We start from the raw sequence: 26,280 nt of genomic DNA, 5'->3' as shown, positions 1-26,280 counted from the left end.
CATGGATCGGAACGGCACGGCGCAAATCCGGTTTGACCCGCGTCGCCGATCCATCCCGGAGTATCCGTCCCATGAGCCGATCCGACGTCCCAGCGAGCGACGGCAAGCAGAAGCTCGCCAGTTCCGAGGTCGAGACCGCCCCGCCCTGCACCCTGGTGATCTTCGGGGCGGCCGGCGACCTGACGAAGCGCCTGCTGATGCCGGCCCTCTACAATCTCGCCGCCGGCGGGCTGCTCTCCGAGGGGCTGAAGATCGTTGGTATCGACCATAACGACCGGACGAGCGAGGGTTGGCGCGACGACCTCTCGCAGACGATGCAGTCCTTCACCCAGGACCGAACCTCCGAATTCCACCCGGATTCCATCGACCCCCATCACTGGGGCTTCATCCGTGAGCGCCTGACCTTCACGAAGGGGGATTTCGAGGCGGCGGAGACCTATTGGCGGCTCGCCCAGGACATCGGCGGCAACGCGATCTTCTACCTGGCCGTGTCCGCGCGCTTCTTCGGCCCGGTGGTGGACCATCTCGGTGCTGCGGGACTGCTGAAGGAGGGGGAGGGCGCCTTCCGCCGCGTGGTGATCGAGAAGCCCTTCGGCACCGATCTCGCCTCGGCGCGCGCCCTCAACGCCCGCATCCTGGACCAGGCCGCCGAGAGTCAGGTGTTCCGCATCGATCACTTCCTCGGCAAGGAGACGGTGCAGAGCATCCTGGCGCTGCGCTTCGCCAATGCCATGCTGGAGCCGATCTGGAACGCCCACCACATCGACCATGTGCAGATCACCGCCGCCGAGACCATCGGCGTCGAGCAGCGCGGCGGCTTCTACGAGCCGACCGGCGCGCTGCGCGACATGGTGCCGAACCACCTCTTCCAGCTTCTGTCCATGGTGGCGATGGAGCCGCCCGCCAGTTTCGATGCGGAGGAGATCCGCAACGAGAAGGCGCGAATCGAGGAAGCTGTGCGGCCGGTGACGCCGGATCAGGCGGTGCGCGGCCAGTACGCCTCCGGTGAGGAGCACGGTCATGCCGTGCGGGGCTACCGCGAGGAGGCCGATGTCTCAGCCGATTCCCGCACCGAGACCTACGCGGCCCTGAGGCTCTCCATCGATAACCCGCGCTGGTCCGGCGTGCCGTTCTACCTGCGTACGGGCAAGCGTCTGGCCGGGCGCCTCACCGAGATCGCCGTGCATTTCAAGCCGCCGAGCCACGGCCTGTTCGCCGGCACCGATCTCGCACCGAACGTCATGCGCGTGCATATCGACCCGGACCAGGGCTTGAGCACCCAGTGGAACACCAAGCGGCCTGGGCCGGACATGCATCTCGGCGCGGTCACCTCGTCCGTGCGGTTCGGCGATTTCTTCACCGAAGCGCCGAGCGTCGGCTACGAGACCCTGATCTACGATTGCATGATCGGCGACCCGACCCTGTTCCAACGGGCCGACGCCATCGAGGCGGGCTGGGCCGCCGTCGACCCCCTCATCCAGGCCTGGGGCGACGCCCCGGTGGAGCTCTATGCGGCGGGCAGCAACGGACCGGCGGGGGCGGATGCTCTGCTTGCCCGCGACGGGCGGGCTTGGCTGCCTCTCGTGGAGGGGTGAGGCTCGCGCGTCAGGGCCTGTTTGAGGTATTTTTCCCAAGGCTTCCCCTCATCCTGAGGTGTCGCGTAGCGGCCTCGAAGGTGGCTTCCAGGGATCGCGCGACCACTGGAAGTCTCCCTCAAAGCCCCTTGCTGAAGCAAAAGGCACCTCAGGAAGAGGTGGTCGGCTTGGGAAAATGGACCTTGGCGGATGGCCGACTTTGGCATGCGCCGCCGCTGAGAAGTCCGATGAACGGCTCTCAGGCCGGCTCGGCGTCGAGCCGCCGGGATCTGCGGATGGGCGCGAGCGTGCGCAGGGCGTCGTGGTGGAGGAGAAGGACGCCGGTGGCGCCCGACAGCCTGCGCGCGGCGGGGGTGAAGCCGGCATTGGAGACGACGGCCGCCATATCCGCCTGCCAGTAGCGCGCCGCCGCCGAGGCCTCCTGCACCGCCGCGTTGCCCACGGGCTTGGTGTAGCGCTTGCACTGGAGGACGAGGCGGATGCCTGAGCGCTCGGCGACCACGTCCGCCCCCTGGTCGCCGCTGGCCTTCGTCGGGCGCGCCGACCAGCCCGCCTCGCGCAGGGCCTCGGCGCAGAAGCGCTCGTAGGCGATGCCGTCTTCCGGGGCCTCGTCCTCGTCCGGCAGAGCGACGGACAGGGCAACGTCGTCGATGATGTCGAGGACGATCGGCCAGCGGGTGTCGGCGAGGTCGGTGAAGCCCTTGGCATCGAGATGCGGCAGGATCGTCCGCTCGGCGAAGTAATCCCGCTCGCGCAGCCAGCCATCGTCGATCCGGTTGCCGTAGGCGTCCTCGAAACATTCCTGGCGGCGGCGGAGGGCGAGGGTCTCGGCATGGGCGCGCGCGAGCCGGCGTACCGTCCGCCTGAAGCGCCGGGGCCTGTCGAGGCGATGCAGCAGGATCACGCAGAGACAGAGGCCGGTCGCCGCCAGGGCGGGGAGTCCGAACCAGAAGGCAAGGCCCCCACCCAGGAGAGTGGTCCAGAACAGGCGCGCGACAAGGCTCGATCGACCGGACATGCGCACCCTTTCCCGCTGCCAACGCGCCCGCATCGGCCGCGCCTTCTTTCGCAGAATGCCGGGAGGGTCTTGCGACGGGCCTAACGCCGGCTCGTGCCAGAAAAACCGCCTGCTCCGATAGTGCCGTGCGGCGCGAGACGAAATCGGATGTCGTCAATCGACATCAGGCAAAAATGATTGGATTCATCCCCCTGGATTGGATCGAATTCATTCACATTGAAGCGTATTTGCAGAGGAAACGCACAAGGTGGATGATGTTACCGTGCGAACGGGGGAATTATTTATTATTTTGCATGCAGATTGGCCCCAGAGAGTCTCGAGACAGGAAAGCGCAAGCGTTCCATCGGAGATGTGTTCGGTCGCTCCGTGATCGCGACCGCTGACATCTGTGTAGTTTTCTTGTGGATGAGGATGCCATTGGGCCGTGTGCCGGCCCCGACCGCGCCGAGCACATCCGTTTGGCGTCCCGAACGAGTAATCCGCTCACCGCGGCCCCATCGATGCGGCACACCTATCGTCCGCGCGTGAGAGAGCGGGGTACCACTCGCCTTCTCAAACGAGAGAGCCTCTGATTCCGCGACGAAGCTCGATGAAGCGTTCGCACGCCTGAAACGGTAGATCAAAAACGCGTAGAGCTACATCCGACATGACTGAGTCAAATCGAATGCAGCTCTCCGTGTTCGTCCTACCGTGCATGCTTTAGACGAGGCGATTGTCCGCGTCGTCTCATCCTGCCTCAGCTCCAGGCCTTCGTTGTGTCACGCTCTTTCTAGCCGAAGCGGCATCCGCTTCGGCGGAGAGGCTTTAGGAGGCCAGAGCCGCGCGGGGGCGACGGCCGCGCGGTGCGGGAGAGGTCGGGGCTTCGGCGGCGGGGGGCTTTACGCGGGTCTTCCGGCGCTGCTGGCCCAGACCCATGTTCTTCGCCAGTTCCGACCGTGCGGCTGCGTAGTTCGGGGCAACCATCGGATAGTCGCTCGGAAGGCTCCATTTCGCCCGATACTCGTCAGGCGTCATGGAATAGCGGGTCCGAAGGTGACGCTTCAGCGATTTGAACTTCTTGCCGTCTTCGAGACAGATGACGAAGTCCGGCGTGATCGAACGCTTGATGGATACGGCCGGCGTCAACGGCTCGAATTTCTCCGGCGAAGCGGCCGCCGTCAGGTTGCTCAGGGTCGCATGGATCGATGCGATCAGCGCTGCGATATCCGAAACAGGTACGGAATTGTTGCTCACGAATGCCGAGACGATGTCGGCGGTAAGCTCAATGTAATCCGTTACAACGTCGTTCTCGAGTTCCACGCTCACCCCCGGAAGTAGGACAGTTTTAGACCGGCCCAAGGCACCGATCGATGCGGGCGGAAGGGTCTTGTCATCAACATGAGTTGACTAGGCAGTTCGTAGGGCAGCCATTAACAAAGCGCAAGAGGCTATGGCAAGACCACATCCTTAATGAAAACTGGAATGAAGCTTCGGGTCTGTTGGGGGAGCTTCAAGCACCGCAGAATTGGCTGATGTTACCGGGAGGGAGAGGATTTTTTTATCCCCTCAGCTCTGAAAAAAATTGCAGGCGACCATAGAAACGGCAATTTATTTGTTGAATTGGAACCTTGCTGCCCAGGTCTGAGCTATTTTAGGTCAGTTTCGCAACTTTGAATGTAGGCTTCCGAAATAAACTACACGCTTTGTAAGAATGTCTAAGCGTCCGTCGAATCGGCTGCCGAAACAGCCTCCCGTTGCGCAGGAGAAGAAAAGTTTTTCTGGGAATCTGCTGCCGAAAGACCGTTCAAGCCGTAGATGAGGGGCGATGCAGTCGGTTCTACGTAATCATCGCACCCGGTTCCGTCCGACAGAGTCGGATGTTCTCACGGCGCTACGTCCCGGCTTCGCGGTCCATAGCTTTCGAACCGCCTGACGGTTCGGGCGATCTCGGCATCCGACAGTATGATTGGTTTGCCCACCTGCAGCGCGGCTGCATATTGTCGGCATAGTGCTTCCATCTCTACCGCCAGCCACAACGCTTTCGTGACGTTGCTGCCGATGGCGATCATGCCATGGTTGGCCAGCAGGCAACCAAGGCGATCCTCCAGGGCCGCGACGGCCGCGACAGAGAGCTCTTCCGTACCGTAGGGCGCGTAGGGTGCGCAGCGTATAGTCGGGCCGCCCGCCGCCGCGATCATGTAATGGACGGCGGGAATCTCTTGTCCGCACATGGCAAAGGCGGTGCAATAGGTCGGGTGGGCATGCACGACGGCGCCGATCTCGGGTCGCCGCTGCAGGATATCGCGATGAAAGCGCCATTCGGAAGAAGGGGCGAGGGCATGGTCATGACCGCCCGCCATGGTCATCGGCACGATGTCCTCCGGCCGCAGGTCGTCGGCCGGGATGCCGGAGGGCGTCATGAGAAAGCCGTCGCGATAGCGTACGGAGACGTTTCCGGCGGTGCCCTGGCTCAGTCCCAGTGAGATCAGGGACCGCATCGCCTCGACGATGGCGCAGGAAATCTCGTAAGCTTCTGGTTCTGACATGTGGTTCCCCGAGTCGCGAGAGACCCATGCCCTATACCGTGCCGGTCGGCGTGATGTCGCATTCCGCCGCGCCGGCCTGATCGAAGGTCACGCCAGTTCATGAGCACCTATCGCTTCGAGGCGTTGCTGGCGCCACGGGCGATCGCGGTCGTCGGCCTCGGCCGGGGCGCGCTCGGCCAAGCCGTGGTCGGCAATCTGGAGAAGGCCGGGTTCGCCGGCCCGGTTCATCTCGTCGGCGAAGCGGGCCTTCCCACCCTCGACGACCTGGATGACACGCCGGATCTCGTCGTGATCGTCGCGGAGACCGCGTCGGTGGAAGGCTGGGTCGAGAAGGCGGGCCTGCGGGGTGTCGCCGTGGCCGCCATTCTCACGTCCGGCCTGTCGCAGGACCTCTGCGAGGCGGTGCGCAACCGTGCGAGGCAATGGGGCATGCGCCTCCTCGGCCCCAACAGCATGGGGCTGATCGTGCCGCGTGCCCAACTGGACGCCAGTCTGTTCGCGGCGGCGCCGAAAGCCGGCGATCTCGCCCTCATCTCGCAATCGGGCACGGTGGCCGCCGGCATCGTCGCTTGGGCGGCGCATCGCGATGTCGGGTTCTCGGCCGTCCTGTCCCTCGGCGCCGCCTGCGACATCGACATCGCCGATTGCCTCGACCATTTCGCCGCGGACATCCACACCCGCGCGATCCTGCTGTCGCTGAACGTGATTCCCAATGCGCGCAAGTTCATGTCGGCCGCCCGCGCGGCGGCGCGCGCCAAACCCGTCCTGGTGCTGCGCACCGGGCGCCACGAGGCGCCCCTGCGCCACACGGTGACCCATACCGGCGCCCTCGCCCGGCCGGATGCCGTCTACGAGGCGGCGTTCCGGCGGGCGGGGTTGCTGAGCGTCGACGGGCTCGACGCCATGTTCTCGGCGGTGGAGACGCTGGGCCGGCAGCGCCCCTTCCCCGGCCAGCGCCTCGCCATCCTGGGGAATGGCGAGGGCATCGGCGCGCTCGCCGCCGACAGGCTCGCGGACCGGGGCGGCACCCTGGCCGCGGCGGGGCTCGGCGGCAATCCCGCCGATCTCGGCGTCGAGGCGGATGCGCAAGCCTATGCCGACGCCCTTGGGCCCCTTCTCGCCGACCCGGCCAACGACGCCGTGCTGGCGATCCACGTGCCGACGGCCCGCTCCGACAGCGCCGGTGTCGCCTCGGCCATCGCCGACACGGTCAGTGCCGCCCGGCGCAAGGGCGGGCGGCGCAAGCCCGTCTTCGCTGTGACGGTGGGCGACGATGGGGAGGCCGGGGCCGTACTCGCCGCCGCCGGCATCCCGCGTTTCGCCACCGATGCCGATGCCGTGGAAGGCTTCATGCATCTGGTCCGCTACCGCGAAGCGCAGGACGACCTGATGCGCACGCCGGATTCTCTGCCGCGGGAATTCTCGCCCGATGTCGAGGCCGCCCGCGCCATCGTGGCGGCCGCCATTGAGGCGGGGGAGATCTGGCTCGATCCCCTCGCCGTGGCGGGCCTCCTGGCGGCCTACCGGATCGACAGCGTGCCGCTCACGCTCGCTCCCGATGTCGATGCCGCCGCGGCGGCTGCCTGGCCCATCATCGCCGAGGGCGGCGCGGTGGCGCTGAAGGTGGTCTCACCGGACATCGTCCACAAATCCGATGTCGGCGGGGTGCGCCTGGATCTCACCAGCGAGGCGGATGTGCGCATCGCCGCCGCCGACATCCTCACCCGGGCCCGGCGGCAGCGGCCGGATGCGCGGATCATGGGGTTCGCGGTTCAGCCCATGGTGCGCAAGGGTAAGCGCCGCGAGCTCATCGCCGGCCTCGCCGAGGATCCCGTCTTCGGCCCCGTCGTGGTGTTCGGGCGGGGCGGCGTCGCCGTGGAGGTCATCGACGACCGGGCGCTCAGCCTGCCTCCCCTCGATCTCCGGCTCGCCAGCGAACTCATCGACCGTACGCGGGTGGCGCGGCGGCTTGCTGCCTATCGCGACGTGCCCGCAGTGGACCGGAGGGCGCTCGGCCTCGTCCTGGTCAAGCTCGCCCAACTCTCGGCCGACCTGCCGGAGGTGCGCGAACTCGACATCAATCCCCTGCTCGCCGATGCCAATGGCGTGCTGGCCCTGGATGCCCGCGTGATGATCGGCCCCGCCCCGGAACGGCGCGGCGGCACCCGGAACCCGCGCTTCGCCATCCGCCCCTATCCGGTGGAATGGGAGCGCAATCTCGTGCTGAAGGGCGAGCGGGTCACCGTGCGCCCGGTGCGGCCAGAAGATGAGGGGCTGTTCAAGAGCTTCTTCGAGCAGGTCAGCGCCGAAGATCTGCGCCTGCGCTTCTTCATGCCCGTGCGCGATTTCAACCATGCCTTCCTGGCCCGGCTGACACAGCTCGACTATGCCCGCGCCATCGCCTTCGTCGCCATCGACGCGGAGACGGCGTCGATGCTCGGCGCGGTCCGCCTGCACGCGGATGCGAACCATGAGAGCGGCGAATACGCCATCCTGGTCCGCAGCGATCGCAAGGGCACCGGCCTCGGCTTCGCGCTGATGCAGTTGATGATCGACTGGGCGAGGGCGGAGGGCCTGAAGCGCATCGAGGGCACGGTCCTTCGGGAGAACCGCCCCATGCTGGCCGTGTGCCGCAACCTCGGCTTCTCGGCCCATCCGGACAAGGATGACGGCACTGTGATGAAGGTGAGCCTAGCGCTCGATGTGCCGTAGCCAAAGACTAATCGAATCAGTCTTTGGCTTTATTGGTGTAGAACAGGATTCCGACGAAGATCATGCCGGCGCACCATTTGGTGAGATAGACGGCATCGAAGCTGGCATGAGGATAGTTCGGGTAGAATCCGACGCGGAACAGCTCGATCACATGCGAGAGCGGATTCCAGGAATAGATCGTCCGCACGGGCTCCGGTGTCAGGTCGACGGTCTTGAACGCGCCGCTGAACATCATCATCGGACGGCTCAGGAAGCCATAGATTCTGCCCCAGCCCGGAAAATACGACTGGATGGTCGAATTGACGAGCGCCATTCCGAAGGCCAGAAAGCCGACTGCGGTCAGGCTCAGGAGGCAGTTTTCGGGAGCCCAGGGCATGGCCTCTCGTATCCCGTATACATAGAGCGACGAGAAGAACAGGGCCATTAGCATGAAGTTTTGAATCTGATGGATGAAGAATCTCGATAGTAGAAAATCGAACGGCTTGACGAAGTAATACTCTTTCGCTCGCGACTTCTGTGCGCGAATACCGCGCGCGCAACGGCGAAAGATGTAGAACGGGAAGACGCCGGTCCCCATAAACAGAAGCACCGAAGGTCCGAAGGGAGGCTCCTTTCCGAAGAGATAGATTCGCAATCCCGCAATCATCACAACGAGGATGACTGGCTCGATGAAGAGGATGACGCCCAGAGCCGGGTGATAATTGCGGAAGCGAACCCAGAAATCACGGACGATCAACGCCGTCATGATCGTCAGCCATGGCCGTGCCCTCTGCTTGGAGGGGGCGGCCGGAAGGACGATCGAGGAATTTGCCATCGTTCAGTCGTGATCCAGGGATGCCGGGAGACGTGGAGTGGCGGGTTGCGGGTCCGGCCCCCGAGCACCCCATGCCGGGGGGCGCGTCACGAGGCCGAAATTGTGTCCGAGACCGAGCCGGCGGCCATGACGATCGAAGGTCGACCTTGCTCAGGCGCGGCCGTTCACGACCGAGCGCACGGCGAGCAGGCCGATGAACCAGATCGCTGCCAGGATGAAGGCTCCCAGCGCCATCGACAGGAATACCCGTGGTCCGCCGGCGCTTTCGGGCATGGCCGGGCGAACGTAGGGCGTGAGATAGAGATGCTGGGCGGCTGCGCTGGCCCGTGCGCGGTCGAGGGATTGCAGCGAGGTAAGCAGGATCGCCTGAGCATATTGCCGGTCCATGTCGAGGGCCTCGAACCGGGCGACGACGCCGGCCAGGACGTTGCGGCCGGAGCGGCTACCCGAGACCTCACGCTCGACGGAGGCCAGCTGCTCGCGCGCCGCCTGGACGCGGGATTTGAGGGCCACGACGGAGGGCGCCGTCTCGCTGAGATTCTGCCTTCGGATCGTATCGTAATCGGCTTCCAGCTGTGACACCGATCCGCGCAGGGTACCGATGAGCTGGGTGTTGCCCGAGACGACACTGGGAATCGGATCGATCACCCCCTCCTTCTCACGGAATTCGGCCATGGCGGCGCGGGCCTTGTCGAGGCCGGCCTTGGCCCGCACGACCTCCTGCTCGGCGAACTTGACGGCATCCTCCTCGGCACGCTTGGCGATCTTGTTGACGAGGTTCTCCGACAGCGTGACGAGCTGGTTGGCGATGGTGAGGGCATCGTCGGGCCGGAACGCCTTGATTTCGACGGAGGCGAGCCCGGTGAGCGGATCGAAATTCGCCCAGACCATCTTGTTCCAATATCGTACCAAGTGCTCTGCCGACCGGCTCTTGTCGAACCGGTTCGGCCAATCGATCTCGGGACGGCTGTAGATCTCGCGGATGTCGACGTTCTGAGACAGCTCGTCGACCACCTGACGGCTCTTGAGATAGTCGATCACGACGAAGTTTTGCGCGGTGCCGCCGCTGGCAGGCCCACCGTGGCCGCCCATGGCGCTGGCGACCGCAGCTGCGGTCGTACCCCCGCTGCCGCCGCCGCCGAGGGGGCCGGCCGACGGGGTTACCTCGGTCACGGAGAACCGGAACTCGGCGAAGTATTGAGGCGTCGCGAGGAACAGAAAATACAGTCCGAGCAGGCACAGCGGCAGAAGCACGACGATGCCAAAGCTGATCAGCGTATGGCTCCAGCTGTGATCGGGCTGCGGCATGGGGACGAGGGAAAACGTCTCGTCTTCCCCGCCGTCGAGCGCCAGTTCGCCGTCTCGCCGGGGAACCATCTCGCGGTCGTCGTTCACCGCCAGTTCGTTGGCCCGGGCCCGCTCTTCCTTGGCCAGCGCGTCTTTAGTCTCGATCGCGGTCACGTTCGCGGTCGGCAAGCGCGTGATGTTGTTGGGCGCTGAGCTCATGCGTCGCGGGGCCTGTCACCAAAATTTGTCGTCCCTGACAGTAGGTCATTTCCCGGCCCTTTTATGGCGGCGCAGCAGGGAAGTGGCACGTGTGGCTTTCAAGTCGCCGGACGAGAGCTTGCAAGTGATCGCCGGGAAAGGCAGGTATTTCCAGCAGTATTCTGCTGGATAGAGCGGCTCTGGCGCATGTCCTGAGCACGTCTCCCATCGCGCCGCGCCATTTTCCGGTGGGGCGCCGTCACGCCTTCGTGATGAGGTCCGGGCGCCCCGCGGCCAGCGGTCACGTTAGATCAGGACATGCACATCCCAAGGGCGAAGCGCAACGAACGACGACCCGCTTCGGTTTACGGGTAGCCGTAACGCGCCTTGGCGGCGGCAAGCAGTCCGATGGCCTCACGGTCCTGCCCGGCATTGCAGGCCTCGGAAGCGCGGGCGAGGTCGGCCGAGAAGCGCGCGCCCACCGGCGGGTTGAGGTTGCCGGTCGCGACATCGCTGTCGACCACGGCCTGGGTGCGGGCGATGCTGGGACCGCAGCCCGAGCCCGTCGGCGAGGGGGCTGGGGCGGCAGCGACCGTGGCGGCAATGGGTGCCACTGCCGCTTTGGGGGAAGGACCGGATGCACTGCAGGCGCCGAGCGCAGCGGCAAGGAAGGTGACCAGCGTCAGGCCGGCGCGTCGTGGTAGCACCAGGTTCTCGGTCACGGAGCTATTCCTTCACGTTCCGGCGCGACGGGCCGGCGCAGCGTGGCCGCTGCGCCGGAATCTCGCTCTTCGGGCAAGTTCTTGCCCTCACGCAACCCGCTGGTCAATCGCCGGGCCTGGGCTCCGGCGACGATCCCATGTCGTCATATTCCAGTCTCGTGTCAGCGGGTCATTTTGCCTTCTCGGCGATCGCCGCGAGACCGGATTCGTAGATTCCCGTGATGGCATCGGCCGCGACCGTATCCGGGACGCCCTTCGCCTTGAAGGTTCCCGTCCACGTCACCGTCGAGCCGGACCCTTTCGGGCTCACCGCGAGGGTGGAGGAGTAATCGGAGACCGGCAGGGGGCTCTCGACGATGGCGTATGTGTAGCGCATCGCCGTGTCGTCGCGTGCCGTCTGCGATTCGACGATGGCGCCGCCACCCTTGAGGCTGAGGGTGCGCAGCATCGTGCTTCCCTTGGAGGAGGGCTCGCATTTGGCGATGGCCGGGTGCCAGGTGCCGATGCCGCAGAAATCGCCGATCGTCGACCAGACCTTGGCCGGCGGAGCCGCGATGTCGATGCTCTTGGTGAGGTCGATGGCGAAGCCCGGAGCAGTGCCGGCGATGAGGACCAGACCCGGCAGAGCGAGGCGACGCATGAAGGTGCGCGACATGAGAGAGGGGTTTCCTTCCGGTTGATTTATAAGCGCGGATGGGTCCGCGCCTTGCCACCGTGCAAAGAGCAGCGAGCGGATAGGGGTAAGGCTGGTCGCGAACCGGGCCGGGGCAATGGCTCCGAGTCAAGCCCACGAAGATTTGACACCGGTCGGGGCGGTCGCAGTGCGATCCTTGTCAACGGAAGCGCCGGGGTTTACGTAGCCGCCTGACCGCGTGCTTCGCGCGCCTGTCACGCCATTCGGGAGAGACGAGCCTTGGCCACCGCCGGCTCCACGCAGGACATCGCCGACGCTGCCTTCACGGCCGCGCGCGGTTCTGCGCGCCCTGGTGCTCTTTCCTCCGGCCTTCTCCTCCTTATCCGCCCCTGAGGGCCGGCCGGGCGCCTGCGCCTGGGCACTCAGGGGATCGTTTCGCGGCCGTGACTCCGAAAAGTCCGGTCGAGCCGATCGATGGGTTTAAAAGGCGCCGCGTCCCGAAGCGACCGCGCCTCCGACAGGACGACACGCCATGACCGACATCATCGCCCCAACCGCGGCCTCTCCGAAGGACAGGGTCCTCATCTTCGACACCACCCTGCGCGACGGCGAGCAATGCCCCGGCGCCACCATGACCCTGGACGAGAAGCTCGCCGTCGCCGAACTCCTCGACGCGATGGGGGTCGACATCATCGAGGCGGGCTTCCCCATCGCCTCGATCGGCGATTTCGAGGCCGTCTCCGAGATCGCCCGCCGCTCGAAGCGCGCCACCATCGCCGGCCTCGCCCGCGCCATTCCGGCCGATATCGCGCGGGCCGGCGAAGCCGTCCGCCTCGCCCGGCGCGGCCGCATCCATACCTTCGTCTCGACCTCGCCGATCCACCTCGCCCACCAGATGCGCAAATCCCAGGACGAGGTGGTCGAGATCATCCTCAAGACCGTGGCGCAGGCCCGCGACCTCGTCGAGGACGTGGAATGGTCGGCCATGGACGCGACGCGTACGCCGATCGACTACCTGTGCCGCTGCGTCGAGGCGGCGATCCGCTCGGGCGCGACCACGATCAACCTGCCCGACACCGTGGGCTACGCGACCCCGGACGAGTACCGCAGCATGTTCCGCCAGGTGCGCGAGCGCGTGCCGAATTCCGACAAGGCGATCTTCTCGGTGCATTGCCACGACGATCTCGGCCTCGCCATCGCCAATTCGCTGGCCGGTGTCGAGGGCGGCGCCCGGCAGGTGGAGTGCACGGTGAACGGCATCGGCGAGCGTGCCGGCAACGCCGCGCTCGAGGAGATCGTCATGGCGATCCGCACCCGTGGCGATGTGATGCCCTACGAGACCGGCATCGAGACCACGATGCTCACCCGCGCCTCGAAGCTCGTCTCCCACGCGACGAACTTCCCCGTGCAGTACAACAAGGCCATCGTCGGCCGGAACGCCTTCGCGCATGAAAGCGGCATCCACCAGGACGGCATGCTCAAGCATACCGAGACCTACGAGATCATGACCCCGGCCTCCGTCGGCGTCGCCAAGACCTCCCTGGTCATGGGCAAGCATTCGGGCCGCGCGGCCTTCCGCTCGAAGCTGGAGGAGCTCGGCCTGCATCTCGCCGACAATCAGCTGCAGGACGTGTTCGACCGGTTCAAGGCGCTCGCCGACCGCAAGAAGCATGTCTACGACGAGGATATCGAGGCCCTGGTCGATCAGAATCTTGCCACGGCCCATGACCGCATCCGCCTGGTCTCGCTCTCGGTCATCGCCGGGACGCGAGGCCCCCAGCGCGCGACGATGAAGCTCGCCATCGACGACCGCATCGTCACCGAGGAGGCCGACGGCAATGGCCCTGTGGACGCGGTGTTCAACGCGATCCAGGCCCTGGTCCCGCACGAGGCGCAGCTCGAACTCTACAAGGTCGACGCCGTGACCGAGGGCACCGACGCCCAGGCCGAGGTTTCCGTCCGGCTCAAGGCCGGCGATCGTAGTGTCACGGCGCGGGGCGCCGATCCCGATACGCTCGTGGCCTCGGCCCGCGCCTATCTCTCGGCCCTGAACAAGCTCTCGGCGACGGCGGTCCGCCTCCACGCCCAGCACGCCGCATCGGTTTAGCCGGGAAAATGAAGCCCCGGGGGTGGACACCCTCCGGGGCCTTTGCTATCAGCCCCCTCGTCGCAGCGGGTTTTGGTGGCCGCCGCGATTGCCGCAAGGCAATGGGTGCATAGCTCAGTTGGTAGAGCAGCTGACTCTTAATCAGCGGGTCCAAGGTTCGAACCCTTGTGCACCCACCAAATATCTCAATGACGTAGCTGCTGGTTGCTGGCTTCCTGAAAAGCCATGGCAACCACATGGCTACTAGTTCATTGTAGCGACCCCCCTGTGTTTCGAAGCTGGTGTTGAGCGAACGGAAACGCGTAAGCGCGGTGAGTTCGTACCACCCTACAATTTTTCGAGTCGGGTCGATCCAAGCCGAGTCGGATGAGTTTGAATGGCAGATCGCTGCCTAAAGCATGCGGCGCCGTCGGATCCGCATGGCTACTTTCTTCACCTCAGACACCCATTTCGGGGATGCTCACATCCTGCGTCAGCGTGGAGTGGCGTTCGGATCACTCGATGATCACGACGCGGCTCTGATCGAGGGTTGGAACGACGTTGTCGGCGCGGACGACGACGTCTGGCATCTCGGCGATTTCGCTGCCGGAGCGAGCCGGGGGCGCTGCGTGGAGATCTTCGAGGCCCTGAGAGGCCGAAAGCGGCTGATCCGTGGCAATCACGACACCAATCGGGTTCTTGAATTGCCGTGGGTGAAACCGCCGCAGGAAACTGCGCGGATCACTGTCAGCGATGCCGATGGCACGGAATGGCGGTTGTTTCTCGCACATTACGCGCATCGCGCCTGGCCCGGCCTGTGGCGCGGGACGCGGCACCTGTATGGCCACACACATGGATCCCTGCCCGACACCCGCTTCTCATGCGATGTCGGCGTCGATGCTTGGGGCTACCGACCCGTCGGTGTCGACGAACTCATAACCCGCCAGAATAAGGCCCACGCTGTCCCGGAAGAGCTTCAACGGCGGAACGAATCTCGGACCGTATGATCAGCGCCGACGCTGACGTCTCGGCACGAAAAATACACCTGTGCCTCCGTACGGAGGCACCGCGTTTGCAGATGTGGCAGCCGCCGAGGGTCAGGCCGTCGGCGTAAGGTCGTCGGTCGACCACGTTTCGCGAACGCCGCCGACATCGACCTCGTAGGCTTCACCGAGGTTCCAGACGCCGACGATGGCTCCGACCCGACCGTCAGGCAGTCGGACGAGGTCGAGCTTTATGAATGGGGAAAGGGTCATGGCACGGCTCCTCTCTCTATCAAACGGCGCGCAGGCGTATTTGATCCGGACCAAGCTCCACGACAGCGGCGGAACGGCACTCGCCTGCTCCGCCGATACCATGACGGCAAGCGTGAGTGATTTCGCCCCAACCCGTTTCGGCCAATCGGGATCGGGACCTTCAACCTCTTTCAGCGTGGCGTTCATCGATGGCGACCTCGTCGTACATCCACGACCGACCGGTGCCCCTTCGTAAGCAAGCATTAACGCTGAGCGGGCATTCTCTCTTACTCAATCGATCAGCCGTTCGGACCATTGGGGTCCGCCCAGTTGAGATGGGAGTCAAACGGCCATGCCTCGCATGCTCGAACTGCTACGCTGGAAACTCCAGCTGCTTTTTGCTTGGACGCCGACACGTACTGTCGCGCTTAATCTGATCCTGGGAGTTTACGCTCTGGCAGGATGGGGTGCATTCGCGAATAAAGCTTCGCTCAACCGCGATCTGACGAATCAGGTCAGCCTCTTGCAGACAGAGCGAAACGGGTTGGTCGACCGGCAAAAAGAGCTGGAGCAGGCAAACGGCGACCTCTTGCGTGAATGGCAAGGTAAGCTCGCCTCTGCTCGAGAGGAACTCAGCCAAGCTGTGTCGGCTCGCGACGCAGCCAAAGGCCAGCTTGCCAGCTCTCAGCGCGCAGCTGCCGCTTCCAGGAAGCGCGTCGAGCAGGCTCGGGATCGGGTATCGGAGACAGGCAGCATCAAACCGGCGGAGCCGTCGAAGAAGGCTGCGGTCAAGCCGTAGGATCGCCTGGCCTCCCACCACCATGGGGGGCATCGGCGCACTCAATGCGGCGGCGTCGCGAGCTGGTGCCTGAACCGAGCCCGGTGGACGAAGCGCTCGTCGGCCTTTCGATGGCCGCGAGTGGCGGGAAAGTAGACGGGCGGACCATCGATCGGTGATCTGTAACCGTGCGGCGAGAAATGGCGTTCGACGCGGACACTTGGAAGAGAGCCGGGACGCGCGGATCTCCGTCTTGGCCTATGGCGCAGCCGGAAGGCTGGATACGTTTCCGTAGTCTGCTCGGACCATATGCCATGTGCGGGCGGAGCGCGGGCCATACGCCCTGGCCAGCGTCGTCGAGGTTCAAGGCGGGATGACGCACCGGCATGTTATCGTTGGCGCGATACCTCGATCCGGCTATGGCTCGGACAGGATGTGGAAGGAACTCATGCCGGTAGTGCCTGCATCGACACTTTCTGTATCCAAACTTGGTGCCGCCACAGAAGGGCGGCACCTGCCGGCATCGGGTCCCATCGCTTTCCCGATATGTTTCAAGGGTTTTACAGCCCTGCTAGGACCGATCGGAGTGTTGTTTTATTAGATCCCAGAATTTCGATTTCGGTGGATTGTATGGGCGAAAATTGTTTTTATTCCTTTCAAATCGTTCGATAAATTTCTCGGGATTTGATAAAGGCAGTCTATGAAGATCGCTCAATTCAAATTCCCACCAGCGAATTCTCTGCAGGCCTTCGCGTATTTCTTGTTCGAAGCGAAATTTAATGTGCTTTGCAGGATTGCCGCCAACGATGCTGTATGGGGCAACATCTTTTGTAACTACGGAGTTTGCTGCAACGACTGCACCATCACCAATTTTGATGCCCCGGTTTATCGAAACTCCTGACCCAATCCAAACATCGTGCCCAACATCTACTCCCGGTTTCTTTTGGGGGAATGGGACGGCATTGAATGCGAAAGGTTTTTTCCCGCTGCTTTCTTGCTCATTGTCCTTGACGTAAGCTGAGACAAACTCCCGATTGGCATTAAATACAGCAGAAGACATTGAAACGGCATCGATAGGATGTCGAAATCCTCCCGTCGTAACCCCTTTTGCAACGGAGCAGTATCGACCAAATTTGGATCCATGCTCGAATGGAGACATGATCGAAGAAAAAGAGCCAACGCTAAAAATTTTGTTGCCATCTCCAATTGTGGAGTATGGCTCCGTAAATGCGTTTCTATCTATGTAGATCACGCTGCCATTTTCCCAGCGCGTCGAGTATTTCGATGAGGCGCTTGATTTATTTGCATTATATCTGTTCTGGTAAAGCCTTAATTCTTCTAATATTGATGTTAAATCGGCATCGATTTCAAGCCCCACATGTCGATTAGTTTCAGCAACTATTTTCACCATCAGAATAATAACCTTTGAAGCATCATTTGCATCATCGTTTTGGCTCACGTGCTGGGTCTTGTCGAGTTCTATCCATTTGAGCTGCTCTCAGCCCCGTTAGGGCGGGCGCGGATCTGAATCGTCGTTATAGCGAAGGTCTTTGTTTGCCGAGATCCGCCTTCGTCGACGGGGAGCGTTTCGGCGTAATGTGATATCTTGGATATCGCTCAGCAAAGTTTGCGAAGGGCGAACACATTTGCTGTATCCTGATGTTAGGACAAGTATGCTCTAAATTTGGCAAATAAATCTATAGCTCAACAGCCCACGGCCCATCGAACTGCTCGGGGCGAGCGGATATTTTCCACCATCCCGACCTTTGCAGTAGGGTGTTACAATGCTCGAGGAGCGTTCCCACCAGAAGCATCCAGTCCGGTTACGCGCCCCATCCGGGGAGTGATGCCGTGAACTCGCCATTGCACGGCACGGATCGACTTTTCCCATCATCGTAAAGTTTCGGTCAGGGAGAGGGAGGGATCGGCAGGTTCACCCTGTTCAGTCGGGCCGTACAGGAGGCGCGCGCCGGCCTTTCCTCTGCTCTGGTGCCACATCCCCCTCGCTGCGTGGTTCGTACGGACCGCCGGAGAGCCGTAAGATCGATCCGGCGACCGGTGGCGTTTCGTTCGCTCCGTCACCGATGCTTCGCTGCCGCGGGCGTCCCGTTGCGAGGGCCGATCGCCGCCCGGAGCGGCAGTCGCGGTAGGTGGAGGATGATTGCTACCGTCCGGTGCGGCGTCTTCCCCGCCTGTAACGAAAAGGGGTTGCCGTGATGGCAACCCCTTCGAACGTTTGTCGGAGACCCGGCCTTATTCCGCCGTGCCCCATTCGTCCTTGGCTTGGGCGGTGGTTCTGTTCAGCTTCACCGTGCCGTCCTCCACCGTGTCGATGGAGTCGACATGGATGAAGTGGTGCTGACCCTTGGCCTCGGGATCGGTCCGGGTGAGCTTGATGCGCTGCCCATCGAGATGATCCACCGTGCCCACATGCCCGCCATCCGAACCGATGACCGGCATATGGTCCTGGATCTTGCTGGGATCGACCATGATCGGAACTCCTTATTCGGCCTTGGCCTTGGCGCTCTTCTTCCGGGGGGCCGCCTCGTCCTCGGCCGGAGCTTCCTCCGACCCTTCGACATTGATGCTCTGTGCGATCTGCGTCAGGAGCTCGTCGGTCTTCTTCTCCTCCTGAAGGGTCTCGTCGAGGAGCTTGGCGGCGTCCTCGTAGCCGAGCTGGCTCGCCCAGGTCTTCAAGGTGCCGTAGCGCGCGATCTCGTAGTGCTCGACGGCCTGGGCGCAGCCGATCAGGACCGCATCCGCCGCCGGGCTGCCGCCGAAATCCTCGAGATCCTCTTCCATCTCGGCGGTCAGGCCCTGCATCGCCTCGCAGGTCTTCGAGCGCGCGGACTTGCCGATGATCTCGAACACCTGCTGGAGGCGCTCGACCTGCACGGCGCTCTCCTCGGCATGGGTCTCGAACGCCTGACGCAACTCGTCGTGCTCGGCGGCCTTGGCCGACTTCTTCAGAGCGCGAACGGATTGCCTCTCAGCGTAATAGACGTCCTTGAGCGTCTCGTAGAACGCATCGTGCAAGGTTTTCTGCTTGGCAGCCATAGATACCATCCCACTTTGTCGAATGTCTTATTTGATACCGACGCGTCGCAGCGCTGTCCGTCTCCTATGAACGCTCGCGTTGCCTTGCGGGTCCCAAAAAAGAAACGTCGGGATTTCGTGGAAAACTACGAAGAGCGCTGCCGTGCGGGGAACCTTTCGCCGCCAGCCTGGCTCCCCCGCCGACGCCCGGTCGAGCCACGCCGGTGGTTGGCTTCAAGGCGCCGTGGCAGAATCGTCCGCTGCCTCCTGAAGCAGTCCGGGGGCGAGGCCGGAGATCTCCCGCGCGAGGAAACCCAGCGGGCCGATATCGGCGGCAAGGCGATGTCCCGCTTCGCCGTGCAGATAGACCCCCCAGAGGGCCGCGGTGAGGGGAGCGGCCCCTCGGGCGAGGAGCCCGAGCACGAGGCCCGCCAGGGCATCGCCGGAACCGGACGTCGCCAAGCCGATGCCGCCGCCCTTGTAGAACCAGTGCGCGCCCTGCGGATCCACGATCCAGGTCTTGGCGCCCTTCATCACCACGACGACCTGTAGCGAAGCCGCTGCGTCGACGGCCGCGCGCAACGGATCGGCCTCGATCTCTTCACGGCTGCGATCCAGCAACTGGGCCATCTCACCGGCATGGGGCGTGATGACGGCCCGGCTTCCGAAAGCGCGGATATCGGCCGCGTGGGCACCGAGCCCACAGAGGGCAGCGGCATCGAGGATGAAGGCGGCGGACGAGTGCTGCTTCAGCAAAGCCATCGTCAGAACGGTCGTTTCCTGGTCCTCGACCATGCCGGGTCCGATCAGGATGGCATCGCAGCCCTTCGTCACCGCCAGCAGCCGATCGAGGGCGCCCTGGGCCTCGACGCCGCCCGATGGCGTTTCCGGCAGGCCGACGACCATGGCTTCGGGAATCGCGAGGGCCAGGGGGATGGCCACGCTGCGGACGGTGGCGATCTTCAGCTTGCCCGCGCCGGCCCTGAGAGCCGCGACCCCTGCCAGGAGGGCGGCCCCGGGCACTTCCATGGAGCCGCCGAGGACGAAGGCGCTGCCGCGTTCGTCCTTGCTGCCCTCATGGGGGATGGGAAGCCGAAGCGTCCGGAGCCGGGCGAGGGTGAGGCTCTGCGTTTCCATTACCGGGCCGCCACGTTCGCGTCGGGTTCGGAGGTGACGGGTGCGCCCGCCTCGAACAGGGGCGCCACGAAATTGTAGCGTTCCAGCCTCAGCTTACCCGTCGTCTTCTCCTCAGGCTGGAAGCTGTATTCCGTGACGGAGCAGTTCACGACGTCGCCAGCGGCATCGATGGCAAGGATCTCCGCCTCGGTCATCTCCTCCAGCAGATAGCGCAGGCATAGAACCACGACCTGATGCGCGACGATGAGGACGCGCTTCTCGCCGTGATGCAGGGACACCGTGTCGAGCGCGCTCCTGAGACGCAGGATGACGTCGCACCAGCTCTCGCCGGATGGTGGCCGGTGATAGAATTTACCCAGGCGCCGGCGCATCTCGGCCTGTTCGGGATGCAGCTGTTCGACGCCCGAGCGGGTCAGGCGGTCGAGGATGCCGAGTTCCTTCTCGCGGAGCCGCTCATCGACGAGATCCTCCGGCGCCTCATGCGCCAAGCCGCTTGCGGCGCGGATGCGGGATGCGGTCTGCCGCGCCCGCCTATAGGGCGAAGTCAGCACCGTCTCCGGCCGCTCATCTGGGGGGAACGTCGCGAACCATCGGCCCAGCGCGTCGGCCTGTTCCTCGCCCCGTCGGCTCAAGGGGACGTCGACGTCGCGCTCGGCGATATCGATCCGCGCGCGATTGGCCCCATGCGCGGCCTCGCTCGCGACGTTGCCGGCGCTCTCGCCGTGGCGAACGATCCAGATACGGTTCGGCCAGCATTGTCCCATTCGCGGATCCTATTCCGATGTCGTTGCCTAACGTCCGCGATATCCTCCGGGTTCGGCAATGCTCGCTCTGTCTCTGTGACGCGACCCCAGGAATTCGGGTGGAATAGACTGCGTCGACTTGTCGGAACCGCTGCCTTGATGACGCTTCATGACGGAAACAGAGACAAGAAAAGCCGCATGGCGCTCGGCCTGCACATGGTCGAAGCTTGTTTGGGCCCGTGATCGCCTCGGGTTCCAAAACGGCAAATCGCGTGCTGGCCCTGCCGTCGAGGGCCCGGGTTCGGAAACCCTATGGTTCTTCATCGGGAAGGGGGATCGACGATCCGGGCACCGTCCGTTCCATGGCGTTCAGGCTGCCGGCGAGGGCGTGAGCGGCATCACGGCACAATCCGACCTGTCGAATGCCGTCCACCATGGCGGGCTCCAGGGTCTTCGTGTCGTAGACCGTCCAGCCGCCGAGTTCAGGGGCGATGGCGTAGACGGCATGTTCGTTGTCGTTCACGGCACGCCTCGCTTCCAGGGAGAGAGGAGGGGGCGCGAAGGCCGGTTTCCCGCCTCCTCGCCGGTGGCGACGGCACCGTGCGCAGGCAGCGCCCTTTCCCGGTTCGCCAACGGCCGAGCGCGTCGCGGGTTGCGGAGCGACGAAAAAACCCGCCTCGGCTCACGCCGGGCGGGTAAAGTTTTGCTCATAGGAAGGCTCCTCACGAGGAGCACTCACACCATGTGCCTTCTGGTATACCAGCGTCAAGCGCAGAATGCCGAAGATTACCGGGATCCGACATCGCTGTGTCTCGGGAGCATGAAGCAGGAACATCTCATGATCGACATCGATGTCGGCGACGATTGTAATCGTACACCTGTTTTCTGGAGCGTGATGACGCTCCAAGATCGTTGAAAAAGGACGGGGAGCCACCGGCCCCTCGCCCTTCCCTGGTCATTCTCGGAGGCTCAGACCGTCAGACGATGAAGGATCCGCTGTCGAGCACATGATGGCCCTGGAGGATGACGGCGAAGTCCGCCCCTCCATCGCCGTTGGTGTCACCCTGTATCAGGGTGTTGCCGCCACCGAACTTCATTCGCAGTTCACCCGCCTCGCCCGAGAAGGCGTCGGTTCCAACGAAGTCGAAGCTCTGGTTTCCGTCCTGCGCGACGTTCGCGTCAATCGCGCTCAGGTCGATGCGGTCGCCGGCGGCGAAATCGAAGTCCTTGATGATGTCGCGTCCGCCGACAGCGACGTCGCTGTCGGTGACGTCCTTGAAGACGAACGTGTCGGCTCCGGTACGGCCATAGAGGAGGTCGCGACCATCGCCACCGTAGATCTCGTTGTCGCCGGCATTGCCGTAGATCTGGTTGTTGCCGGCATTGCCATTGGCGGTGAGATCCGCGGTTCCGCTGAACACCATCTTCTCGATGTTGGCTTCCATCGTGTGACTGACGGTCGAGCGGATCGTGTCGAAACCTTTGCCCGGCTGTTCGATGGCGCGATCCCCGGCATTGTCGATGACGTAGGTATCGTTCCCGGTGCCCCCGCGCATGGTGTCGGCGCCGCTGCCGCCGAGCAGGGTGTCGTTGCCGCCGTTACCTGTCAGCACGTCGTCGCCGGCACCGCCGTTCAGACGGTTGCTGCCGTCGTTGCCGGTGATGTCATTGTCGAGGGCATTGCCAGTGCCGCTGACGTTGCGAGAGCCCGTCAGCACGAGGTTCTCGACATTTCCGGAAAGGCTGTAGGTCACCGAGGAGTAGACCGTGTCGTTGCCTCCGCCCGGGAGCTCCACAATCTTATCGCCGACCCTGTCAACGAAGTAGGTGTCGTCACCGAGACCGCCATGCATCGTGTCGTTGCCGGTTCCACCGTCGAGAATGTCGGCTCCGCCCTTGCCGAACAGGATGTCGTTGCCGCCGCCACCATTGAGCACGTTGTCCCCGCCGGTGCCGAAGATGGCGTTGTTCAGAGTGTTGCCGGTCCCATCGAGATCCCCGGCCCCTGTCAGCACGAGGCGCTCGAGATTGGCCCCAAGGGTGTAGTCGATCGAGGAGCGAACGGTATCGTTGCCTTCTTGGGTCAACTCGATGACTCGATCGCCGGCATCGTCGACCACGTAGGTGTCGCTGCCGGTGCCCCCGCGCATCGTGTCCGCGCCGGCCCCCCCGACAAGGGTGTCGTTGCCCGCGCGTCCGAAGAGCGTGTCGTCGCCGCTGCCCCCGTCGAGACGGTTGTCACCGGTATTGCCGGTCAGGCCGTCGGCGCCGCCGGTTCCGGTAGCGTCGATGGCGCCGGATCCGGTGAGAATGACGTTCTCGACATTGGCGCCGAGGCTGTAGGTCACCGAGGAGCGGACGGTGTCGTTGCCCTCGTCGGCGGCCTCGATGACCTGATCGCCCGTGGAATCCACGACGTAGACGTCGTCACCGGCCCCGCCACGCATGATGTCGTCGCCGGTGCCACCGATGAGGACGTCGTCGCCGCCGCGTGCGGTGAGGCGGTCGTTGCCGCCTGCGCCATCGAGACGGTTGTCCCCGCCATTGCCGACGATGCTGTTGTCGAGGCTGTTGCCCGTCCCGTCGATGGACCCGGTGCCGGTGAGGACGAGGTTCTCGACGTTGTCGGGAAGCGTATAGGTCACCGAGGAGCGAACGGTGTCCTCGCCTTCGTCGGCATCCTCCACCACGGTGTCGCCGGCCGAATCGACGATGTAGGTATCGTCGCCGCGGCCACCGATCATGGTGTCGTTTCCGGCCCCCCCATTGAGGGTATCCCCACCGATGCCGCCTCGCAGCGTGTCGTTGCCGTCGCCGCCCGTCTGGGTGCCGCCGGCATCGATGACGATGTCGATGAGATCGGGCGTGGCGTCGAGGTTGAGCCCGACCAGGGAGACGGTCTCGTCCAGGGTTCCGAGGAGGAGATCCACGGTCTCGCCCACGAGATCCGTGGCGAGGTTCACAACGTTCGAGAGAATGCCGGCATTGGTTTCCGTCCCGAGGTCGACCGGCTGGAATGGCAGGTCGAGCGTCGCCAGGACCGTATCGCCGAGCTTCACCTCGACGCCGTCATAGCCGCCGCTGGCCGATACCGTCCCCGTAGAGAGGCCAGTCGAGGCTTCGATCTCCCAATTGCCGGTATAATTGTACGTGAGTCCGTTCGCTTCGACGGTGAGAACCTCGAACGTATCCGTGCGGTTGCCGCCGAGGAGGAGGTCGCCGACACTGTCGATCAGACCCGTGAACGTGACGCTGTCGGCATCGCCGAGATTGGGCAGGAAGAAATCGCGGACGTCGAAACCGGTATTGGTAAGAATCGATACGGTTGCCATAATATTCTCCAACCCCAGGGACTGTGACCAGCTGGTTAGTTTGAAGACCATGCTCGATCGCTTGGCATGGGCAGGCTTGTCGCCTGGGCAGATAAGCTTCACCTACCCCGATACAGTTCCGCGAAAGACTGGGTTCCGCAATTGATATCTGGGATATGTAGGATAGGGTACTTAATGAAAAATTTAATCAGTCATGATGACTTTGATGGATTGGATGGCATGGTCATCGATTGATGCAACGCAGCATAGATGAGGTGCATAGCGATAAAAGATTGTATCGGCTAACGTATTCGAGCCGACCAATACGTGGTTCGGCTGCGTATGAGCTATTCGATAGCCCGGTCTGGATCGCTCTATGGCCGGGATGGGCGTTTTCCGCTCCAGACCGACTTGAGGCTTGGCCTTGATGACATGCGAGAGGGGCGTGATCGAACAGTCTCACACCCCGCCGCGTTGCGTGCCTATGTCGGCAGATCGGCTTCGTCGCGGACCGCGAAACCCGTGGGCAACCGTCCCTCGACGAGCGCATCGGCAGGATGCCGGTCAGGTCGGGGCACGCACCGTCGGCGACAGAGATTGTCTCGATGGCATCGAAGTTCAGTTTGCCGGCAGACTTGGATGTGTCCTTGCCCTGCAAGAACGGCGTATCGCCCTCCTTGGCACCGACGTCTTCGCCACTCCGTCCATGCGGCCGAGAGCGCTCACCGCCGAAGTGGATGCCGGTTCGGCGAAAATGAGCACGGTAAACAAAAGCGCGGAGCTGCACCCGACCCAAACTGGTCGGGCGCAGCTCCAGCGTTCTCATGAGCTTGATCGAAAGGGTCGACCGCGCCTTACGGCCACCGCCGGAATGTCGTCATTTGGCGATGGGTCGATAGAAGGTGCCGTCGATCTCGGCGATGTCGTTCTGGTCGAGGCGGGGAACCTCGAGCACGGTGCGGGGTGGATATGGACCGTCGCCCCAGATGTCTTTCTGTACTTTGTTGACGATCGGACGCAGCCGGGCGACGTCGGTGACGAACACCGTCAGGCGAACGGCATCGGACTTCGTTGCACCCGCCACCGCGGCGGCGGCGAGCATGTTGTCGAACATGCGGCGGATGCGGGCCTCCTCGCCCTCGATGAGTTCGCCGGTGGTCCGGTCGACACCGCGCATCCCGCCGATGAACACGAAATCTCCCGCCCGTGCGCCGATGCTCCAGGTGCCGCTGGGGGTGATCGTCTCTGCGTTCGGAGCGAGGATCTCGACGCGGCGTGTCTCGTCGGCGCAAGCCGCGACGGGAACGAGCACCGCGAGAAGCGCGGTGAGCAGGGAGCGAAAAACGGGTCTCATGGAATCATCCTCGGATTCAGGGGAAAGCATGCCGGCGGGACCAGAAGGGAGCGTCGGTAAAGCGTCGCTCGGCGGCGTAGAGGGTCCGCTGCCCGGAGAGGTGATGCGCGATGCCTTCGAGAAAGGCGCGCTCGTAGGCGAGTGCCGGAGCCGGATCGTCGGCGATGAGGGCCAGCGCGGCGTCCGCGGCCTGGATGCCGCTCCAGAGCGCCGTCGCGAGACCGTTCGCCCCGAGCGGATCGAGGGAGGCCGCCGCATCGCCCGAGCGCAGGACACGCCCCTCGACCAAGTGGGTCGGCACGATCGAGGCTGCCGGCGCAACTTGGGGAGACAGCGAGGCACAGGCGGTGTCGAGGTCCAGGCTCTCCAGACGGGCGGCGATGGCGATGGTTTCCCTGGCCGCATCCGCCCAGAGTTTGCCATCCTTCGCCGCCCCCGCGGGCAAAAGATCGGAATCGGTGAACAGGCCGATCATCATGCGCCGGCCCGGCATCGGCGCCATGTACCACCAGCCCAACTCCACCGCCTCCACCAGGGTCGCGGCGGCAAGCTCGGCATCATCGGGCACGTCGTGCACCTGATAGGCGCAGACGAGCCGGTCGAGGCGCCGCCGGTGTGCGGTCGGTCCAGCCGAGAGCGCGGCCCGGCCGCTCGCATCGATCACCGCCGCCGCATCCAGCCATTGCCCGTCGGCCAAGCCGATGCGGACGCCGCGGGGAAGATGCTCCAGGCCGACCACGGCCTCCGCCAGGCGCTCGATCCCGCGCTCAGCCAGAGACGCCGCCATCCGTCCTTCGAGCAGGGAGCGGTCGATATGGGCGCCGTGCTCGTGCCCGGCCGCCCTGCGCAGGGCGCAGTCACCCCAGATCGAGAAGCGTCCTTGACTGGCCATGGCGGTGTCGCCGTCGATCAGGGCGGACCAGCCGAGCCCGTCCAGAAACGAAGCTGCCGTGGCGGAGAGCGTTTCCCCGCGGCTCGGCACGACGCGATCCGGCGCGACGAGAACGGGAGAATGTCCGGCGAGGACGAGTCGCCGGACTGCGGACAGCCCGGCGACTCCCGCCCCGACGACCACGATACGGTCCACGCGCCGCG

General features: G+C 64.0%; 22 protein-coding genes and 1 tRNA gene. 6 read left to right on the top strand and 17 right to left on the bottom strand.

Features of this window, described 5'->3' with window-relative positions; genetic code table 11:
* The first annotated feature begins 71 nt into the window (after positions 1-71).
* The gene (gene zwf / locus ACYQML_RS03900; protein ID WP_461234780.1) at positions 72-1,595 is read left to right on the top strand and encodes a glucose-6-phosphate dehydrogenase; all 1,524 of its coding nucleotides are present in this window, start codon (positions 72-74) and stop codon (positions 1,593-1,595) included.
* A gap of 238 nt (positions 1,596-1,833) precedes the next feature.
* On the opposite strand, the gene ACYQML_RS03895 is transcribed toward zwf, so the two are convergent.
* The 3 genes from ACYQML_RS03895 to ACYQML_RS03885 all read right to left on the bottom strand — a co-directional run bounded on the left by ACYQML_RS03895 (position 1,834) and on the right by ACYQML_RS03885 (position 5,138).
* Positions 1,834-2,613, bottom strand: coding sequence for a restriction endonuclease (locus tag ACYQML_RS03895; protein WP_461234779.1), 780 nt, complete (start codon positions 2,611-2,613; stop codon positions 1,834-1,836).
* A gap of 804 nt (positions 2,614-3,417) precedes the next feature.
* On the bottom strand, positions 3,418-3,912 hold the full coding sequence (locus ACYQML_RS03890; RefSeq protein ID WP_461221907.1) for a Ros/MucR family transcriptional regulator: 495 nt from the start codon (positions 3,910-3,912) through the stop codon (positions 3,418-3,420).
* Between the two features lie 563 nt (positions 3,913-4,475).
* The gene (locus ACYQML_RS03885; RefSeq protein ID WP_056422585.1) at positions 4,476-5,138 is read right to left on the bottom strand and encodes a class II aldolase/adducin family protein; all 663 of its coding nucleotides are present in this window, start codon (positions 5,136-5,138) and stop codon (positions 4,476-4,478) included.
* A gap of 99 nt (positions 5,139-5,237) precedes the next feature.
* Between ACYQML_RS03885 and ACYQML_RS03880 the strand changes: the two genes are divergently transcribed.
* Entirely contained in the window at positions 5,238-7,850 is a 2,613-nt protein-coding gene (locus ACYQML_RS03880; protein WP_461234778.1) for a bifunctional acetate--CoA ligase family protein/GNAT family N-acetyltransferase, read from the top strand.
* A gap of 16 nt (positions 7,851-7,866) precedes the next feature.
* On the opposite strand, the gene ACYQML_RS03875 is transcribed toward ACYQML_RS03880, so the two are convergent.
* From ACYQML_RS03875 to ACYQML_RS03860, 4 genes are all read right to left on the bottom strand, one after another.
* Complete coding sequence (locus ACYQML_RS03875; RefSeq protein WP_461234777.1) at positions 7,867-8,664, bottom strand: ABC transporter permease; 798 nt, start codon at positions 8,662-8,664, stop codon at positions 7,867-7,869.
* Positions 8,665-8,814: 150 nt separating this feature from the next.
* A complete protein-coding gene (locus ACYQML_RS03870) occupies positions 8,815-10,170 on the bottom strand; it encodes a hypothetical protein (protein WP_461234776.1) in 1,356 nt (451 codons plus the stop codon).
* A 344-nt stretch (positions 10,171-10,514) separates the two neighbouring features.
* On the bottom strand, positions 10,515-10,871 hold the full coding sequence (locus ACYQML_RS03865; protein ID WP_207411045.1) for a hypothetical protein: 357 nt from the start codon (positions 10,869-10,871) through the stop codon (positions 10,515-10,517).
* Between the two features lie 169 nt (positions 10,872-11,040).
* On the bottom strand, positions 11,041-11,526 hold the full coding sequence (locus ACYQML_RS03860) for an SRPBCC family protein (protein WP_056422573.1): 486 nt from the start codon (positions 11,524-11,526) through the stop codon (positions 11,041-11,043).
* Between the two features lie 511 nt (positions 11,527-12,037).
* Here ACYQML_RS03860 and ACYQML_RS03855 point away from each other — a divergent pair.
* The 3 genes from ACYQML_RS03855 to ACYQML_RS03845 all read left to right on the top strand — a co-directional run bounded on the left by ACYQML_RS03855 (position 12,038) and on the right by ACYQML_RS03845 (position 14,598).
* Positions 12,038-13,612: a 2-isopropylmalate synthase gene (locus tag ACYQML_RS03855; protein WP_461234775.1), complete on the top strand. Its 1,575-nt coding sequence runs from the start codon at positions 12,038-12,040 to the stop codon at positions 13,610-13,612.
* Between the two features lie 103 nt (positions 13,613-13,715).
* Positions 13,716-13,791, top strand: a tRNA-Lys gene (locus tag ACYQML_RS03850).
* Positions 13,792-14,031: 240 nt separating this feature from the next.
* A complete protein-coding gene (locus ACYQML_RS03845) occupies positions 14,032-14,598 on the top strand; it encodes a metallophosphoesterase (protein WP_461235659.1) in 567 nt (188 codons plus the stop codon).
* Positions 14,599-14,688: 90 nt separating this feature from the next.
* On the opposite strand, the gene ACYQML_RS03840 is transcribed toward ACYQML_RS03845, so the two are convergent.
* Entirely contained in the window at positions 14,689-15,033 is a 345-nt protein-coding gene (locus ACYQML_RS03840) for a hypothetical protein (protein WP_461234774.1), read from the bottom strand.
* A gap of 145 nt (positions 15,034-15,178) precedes the next feature.
* Between ACYQML_RS03840 and ACYQML_RS03835 the strand changes: the two genes are divergently transcribed.
* Positions 15,179-15,625, top strand: coding sequence for a hypothetical protein (locus ACYQML_RS03835; protein ID WP_246747809.1), 447 nt, complete (start codon positions 15,179-15,181; stop codon positions 15,623-15,625).
* A 550-nt stretch (positions 15,626-16,175) separates the two neighbouring features.
* On the opposite strand, the gene ACYQML_RS03830 is transcribed toward ACYQML_RS03835, so the two are convergent.
* The 9 genes from ACYQML_RS03830 to ACYQML_RS03790 all read right to left on the bottom strand — a co-directional run bounded on the left by ACYQML_RS03830 (position 16,176) and on the right by ACYQML_RS03790 (position 26,272).
* Positions 16,176-17,063: a CatB-related O-acetyltransferase gene (locus tag ACYQML_RS03830; RefSeq protein WP_461234773.1), complete on the bottom strand. Its 888-nt coding sequence runs from the start codon at positions 17,061-17,063 to the stop codon at positions 16,176-16,178.
* Positions 17,064-17,857: 794 nt separating this feature from the next.
* Positions 17,858-18,094: a DUF2171 domain-containing protein gene (locus ACYQML_RS03825; RefSeq protein ID WP_056422565.1), complete on the bottom strand. Its 237-nt coding sequence runs from the start codon at positions 18,092-18,094 to the stop codon at positions 17,858-17,860.
* 12 nt (positions 18,095-18,106) lie between these two features.
* Positions 18,107-18,661, bottom strand: a complete 555-nt coding sequence (locus tag ACYQML_RS03820; RefSeq protein WP_461234772.1) for a YciE/YciF ferroxidase family protein — start codon at positions 18,659-18,661, stop codon at positions 18,107-18,109.
* A 213-nt stretch (positions 18,662-18,874) separates the two neighbouring features.
* Positions 18,875-19,777, bottom strand: a complete 903-nt coding sequence (locus tag ACYQML_RS03815) for an NAD(P)H-hydrate dehydratase (protein WP_461234771.1) — start codon at positions 19,775-19,777, stop codon at positions 18,875-18,877.
* Complete coding sequence (locus ACYQML_RS03810; protein WP_461234770.1) at positions 19,777-20,541, bottom strand: histidine phosphatase family protein; 765 nt, start codon at positions 20,539-20,541, stop codon at positions 19,777-19,779. The genes ACYQML_RS03815 and ACYQML_RS03810 overlap by 1 nt, the downstream gene beginning before the upstream one ends.
* A gap of 289 nt (positions 20,542-20,830) precedes the next feature.
* Entirely contained in the window at positions 20,831-21,043 is a 213-nt protein-coding gene (locus ACYQML_RS03805; RefSeq protein ID WP_056422550.1) for a hypothetical protein, read from the bottom strand.
* A gap of 454 nt (positions 21,044-21,497) precedes the next feature.
* Complete coding sequence (locus ACYQML_RS03800; RefSeq protein WP_461234769.1) at positions 21,498-23,852, bottom strand: calcium-binding protein; 2,355 nt, start codon at positions 23,850-23,852, stop codon at positions 21,498-21,500.
* Positions 23,853-24,708: 856 nt separating this feature from the next.
* Positions 24,709-25,185, bottom strand: coding sequence for a RidA family protein (locus ACYQML_RS03795; protein ID WP_056422544.1), 477 nt, complete (start codon positions 25,183-25,185; stop codon positions 24,709-24,711).
* Positions 25,186-25,201: 16 nt separating this feature from the next.
* Positions 25,202-26,272: an NAD(P)/FAD-dependent oxidoreductase gene (locus ACYQML_RS03790; protein ID WP_461234768.1), complete on the bottom strand. Its 1,071-nt coding sequence runs from the start codon at positions 26,270-26,272 to the stop codon at positions 25,202-25,204.
* Positions 26,273-26,280: the final 8 nt, after the last annotated feature.

The organism is Methylobacterium sp. CM6244, from assembly GCF_054817885.1.
Note: the sequence above shows the minus strand (reverse complement) of the source record. Positions and strands in the feature narration are given on the sequence as shown.

Bases quoted from the DNA above. Each gene is read 5' to 3' on its own strand.
- zwf (WP_461234780.1), top strand. From the start codon at position 72: ATGAGCCGATCCGACGTCCCAGCGAGCGACGGCAAGCAGAAGCTCGCC.
- ACYQML_RS03895 (WP_461234779.1), bottom strand. From the start codon at position 2,613: ATGTCCGGTCGATCGAGCCTTGTCGCGCGCCTGTTCTGGACCACTCTC.
- ACYQML_RS03885 (WP_056422585.1), bottom strand. From the start codon at position 5,138: ATGTCAGAACCAGAAGCTTACGAGATTTCCTGCGCCATCGTCGAGGCG.
- ACYQML_RS03880 (WP_461234778.1), top strand. From the start codon at position 5,238: ATGAGCACCTATCGCTTCGAGGCGTTGCTGGCGCCACGGGCGATCGCG.
- ACYQML_RS03875 (WP_461234777.1), bottom strand. From the start codon at position 8,664: ATGGCAAATTCCTCGATCGTCCTTCCGGCCGCCCCCTCCAAGCAGAGG.
- ACYQML_RS03870 (WP_461234776.1), bottom strand. From the start codon at position 10,170: ATGAGCTCAGCGCCCAACAACATCACGCGCTTGCCGACCGCGAACGTG.
- ACYQML_RS03860 (WP_056422573.1), bottom strand. From the start codon at position 11,526: ATGTCGCGCACCTTCATGCGTCGCCTCGCTCTGCCGGGTCTGGTCCTC.
- ACYQML_RS03855 (WP_461234775.1), top strand. From the start codon at position 12,038: ATGACCGACATCATCGCCCCAACCGCGGCCTCTCCGAAGGACAGGGTC.
- ACYQML_RS03845 (WP_461235659.1), top strand. From the start codon at position 14,032: ATGGCTACTTTCTTCACCTCAGACACCCATTTCGGGGATGCTCACATC.
- ACYQML_RS03840 (WP_461234774.1), bottom strand. From the start codon at position 15,033: ATGAACGCCACGCTGAAAGAGGTTGAAGGTCCCGATCCCGATTGGCCG.
- ACYQML_RS03835 (WP_246747809.1), top strand. From the start codon at position 15,179: ATGCCTCGCATGCTCGAACTGCTACGCTGGAAACTCCAGCTGCTTTTT.
- ACYQML_RS03825 (WP_056422565.1), bottom strand. From the start codon at position 18,094: ATGGTCGATCCCAGCAAGATCCAGGACCATATGCCGGTCATCGGTTCG.
- ACYQML_RS03820 (WP_461234772.1), bottom strand. From the start codon at position 18,661: ATGGCTGCCAAGCAGAAAACCTTGCACGATGCGTTCTACGAGACGCTC.
- ACYQML_RS03815 (WP_461234771.1), bottom strand. From the start codon at position 19,777: ATGGAAACGCAGAGCCTCACCCTCGCCCGGCTCCGGACGCTTCGGCTT.
- ACYQML_RS03810 (WP_461234770.1), bottom strand. From the start codon at position 20,541: ATGGGACAATGCTGGCCGAACCGTATCTGGATCGTTCGCCACGGCGAG.
- ACYQML_RS03800 (WP_461234769.1), bottom strand. From the start codon at position 23,852: ATGGCAACCGTATCGATTCTTACCAATACCGGTTTCGACGTCCGCGAT.
- ACYQML_RS03795 (WP_056422544.1), bottom strand. From the start codon at position 25,185: ATGAGACCCGTTTTTCGCTCCCTGCTCACCGCGCTTCTCGCGGTGCTC.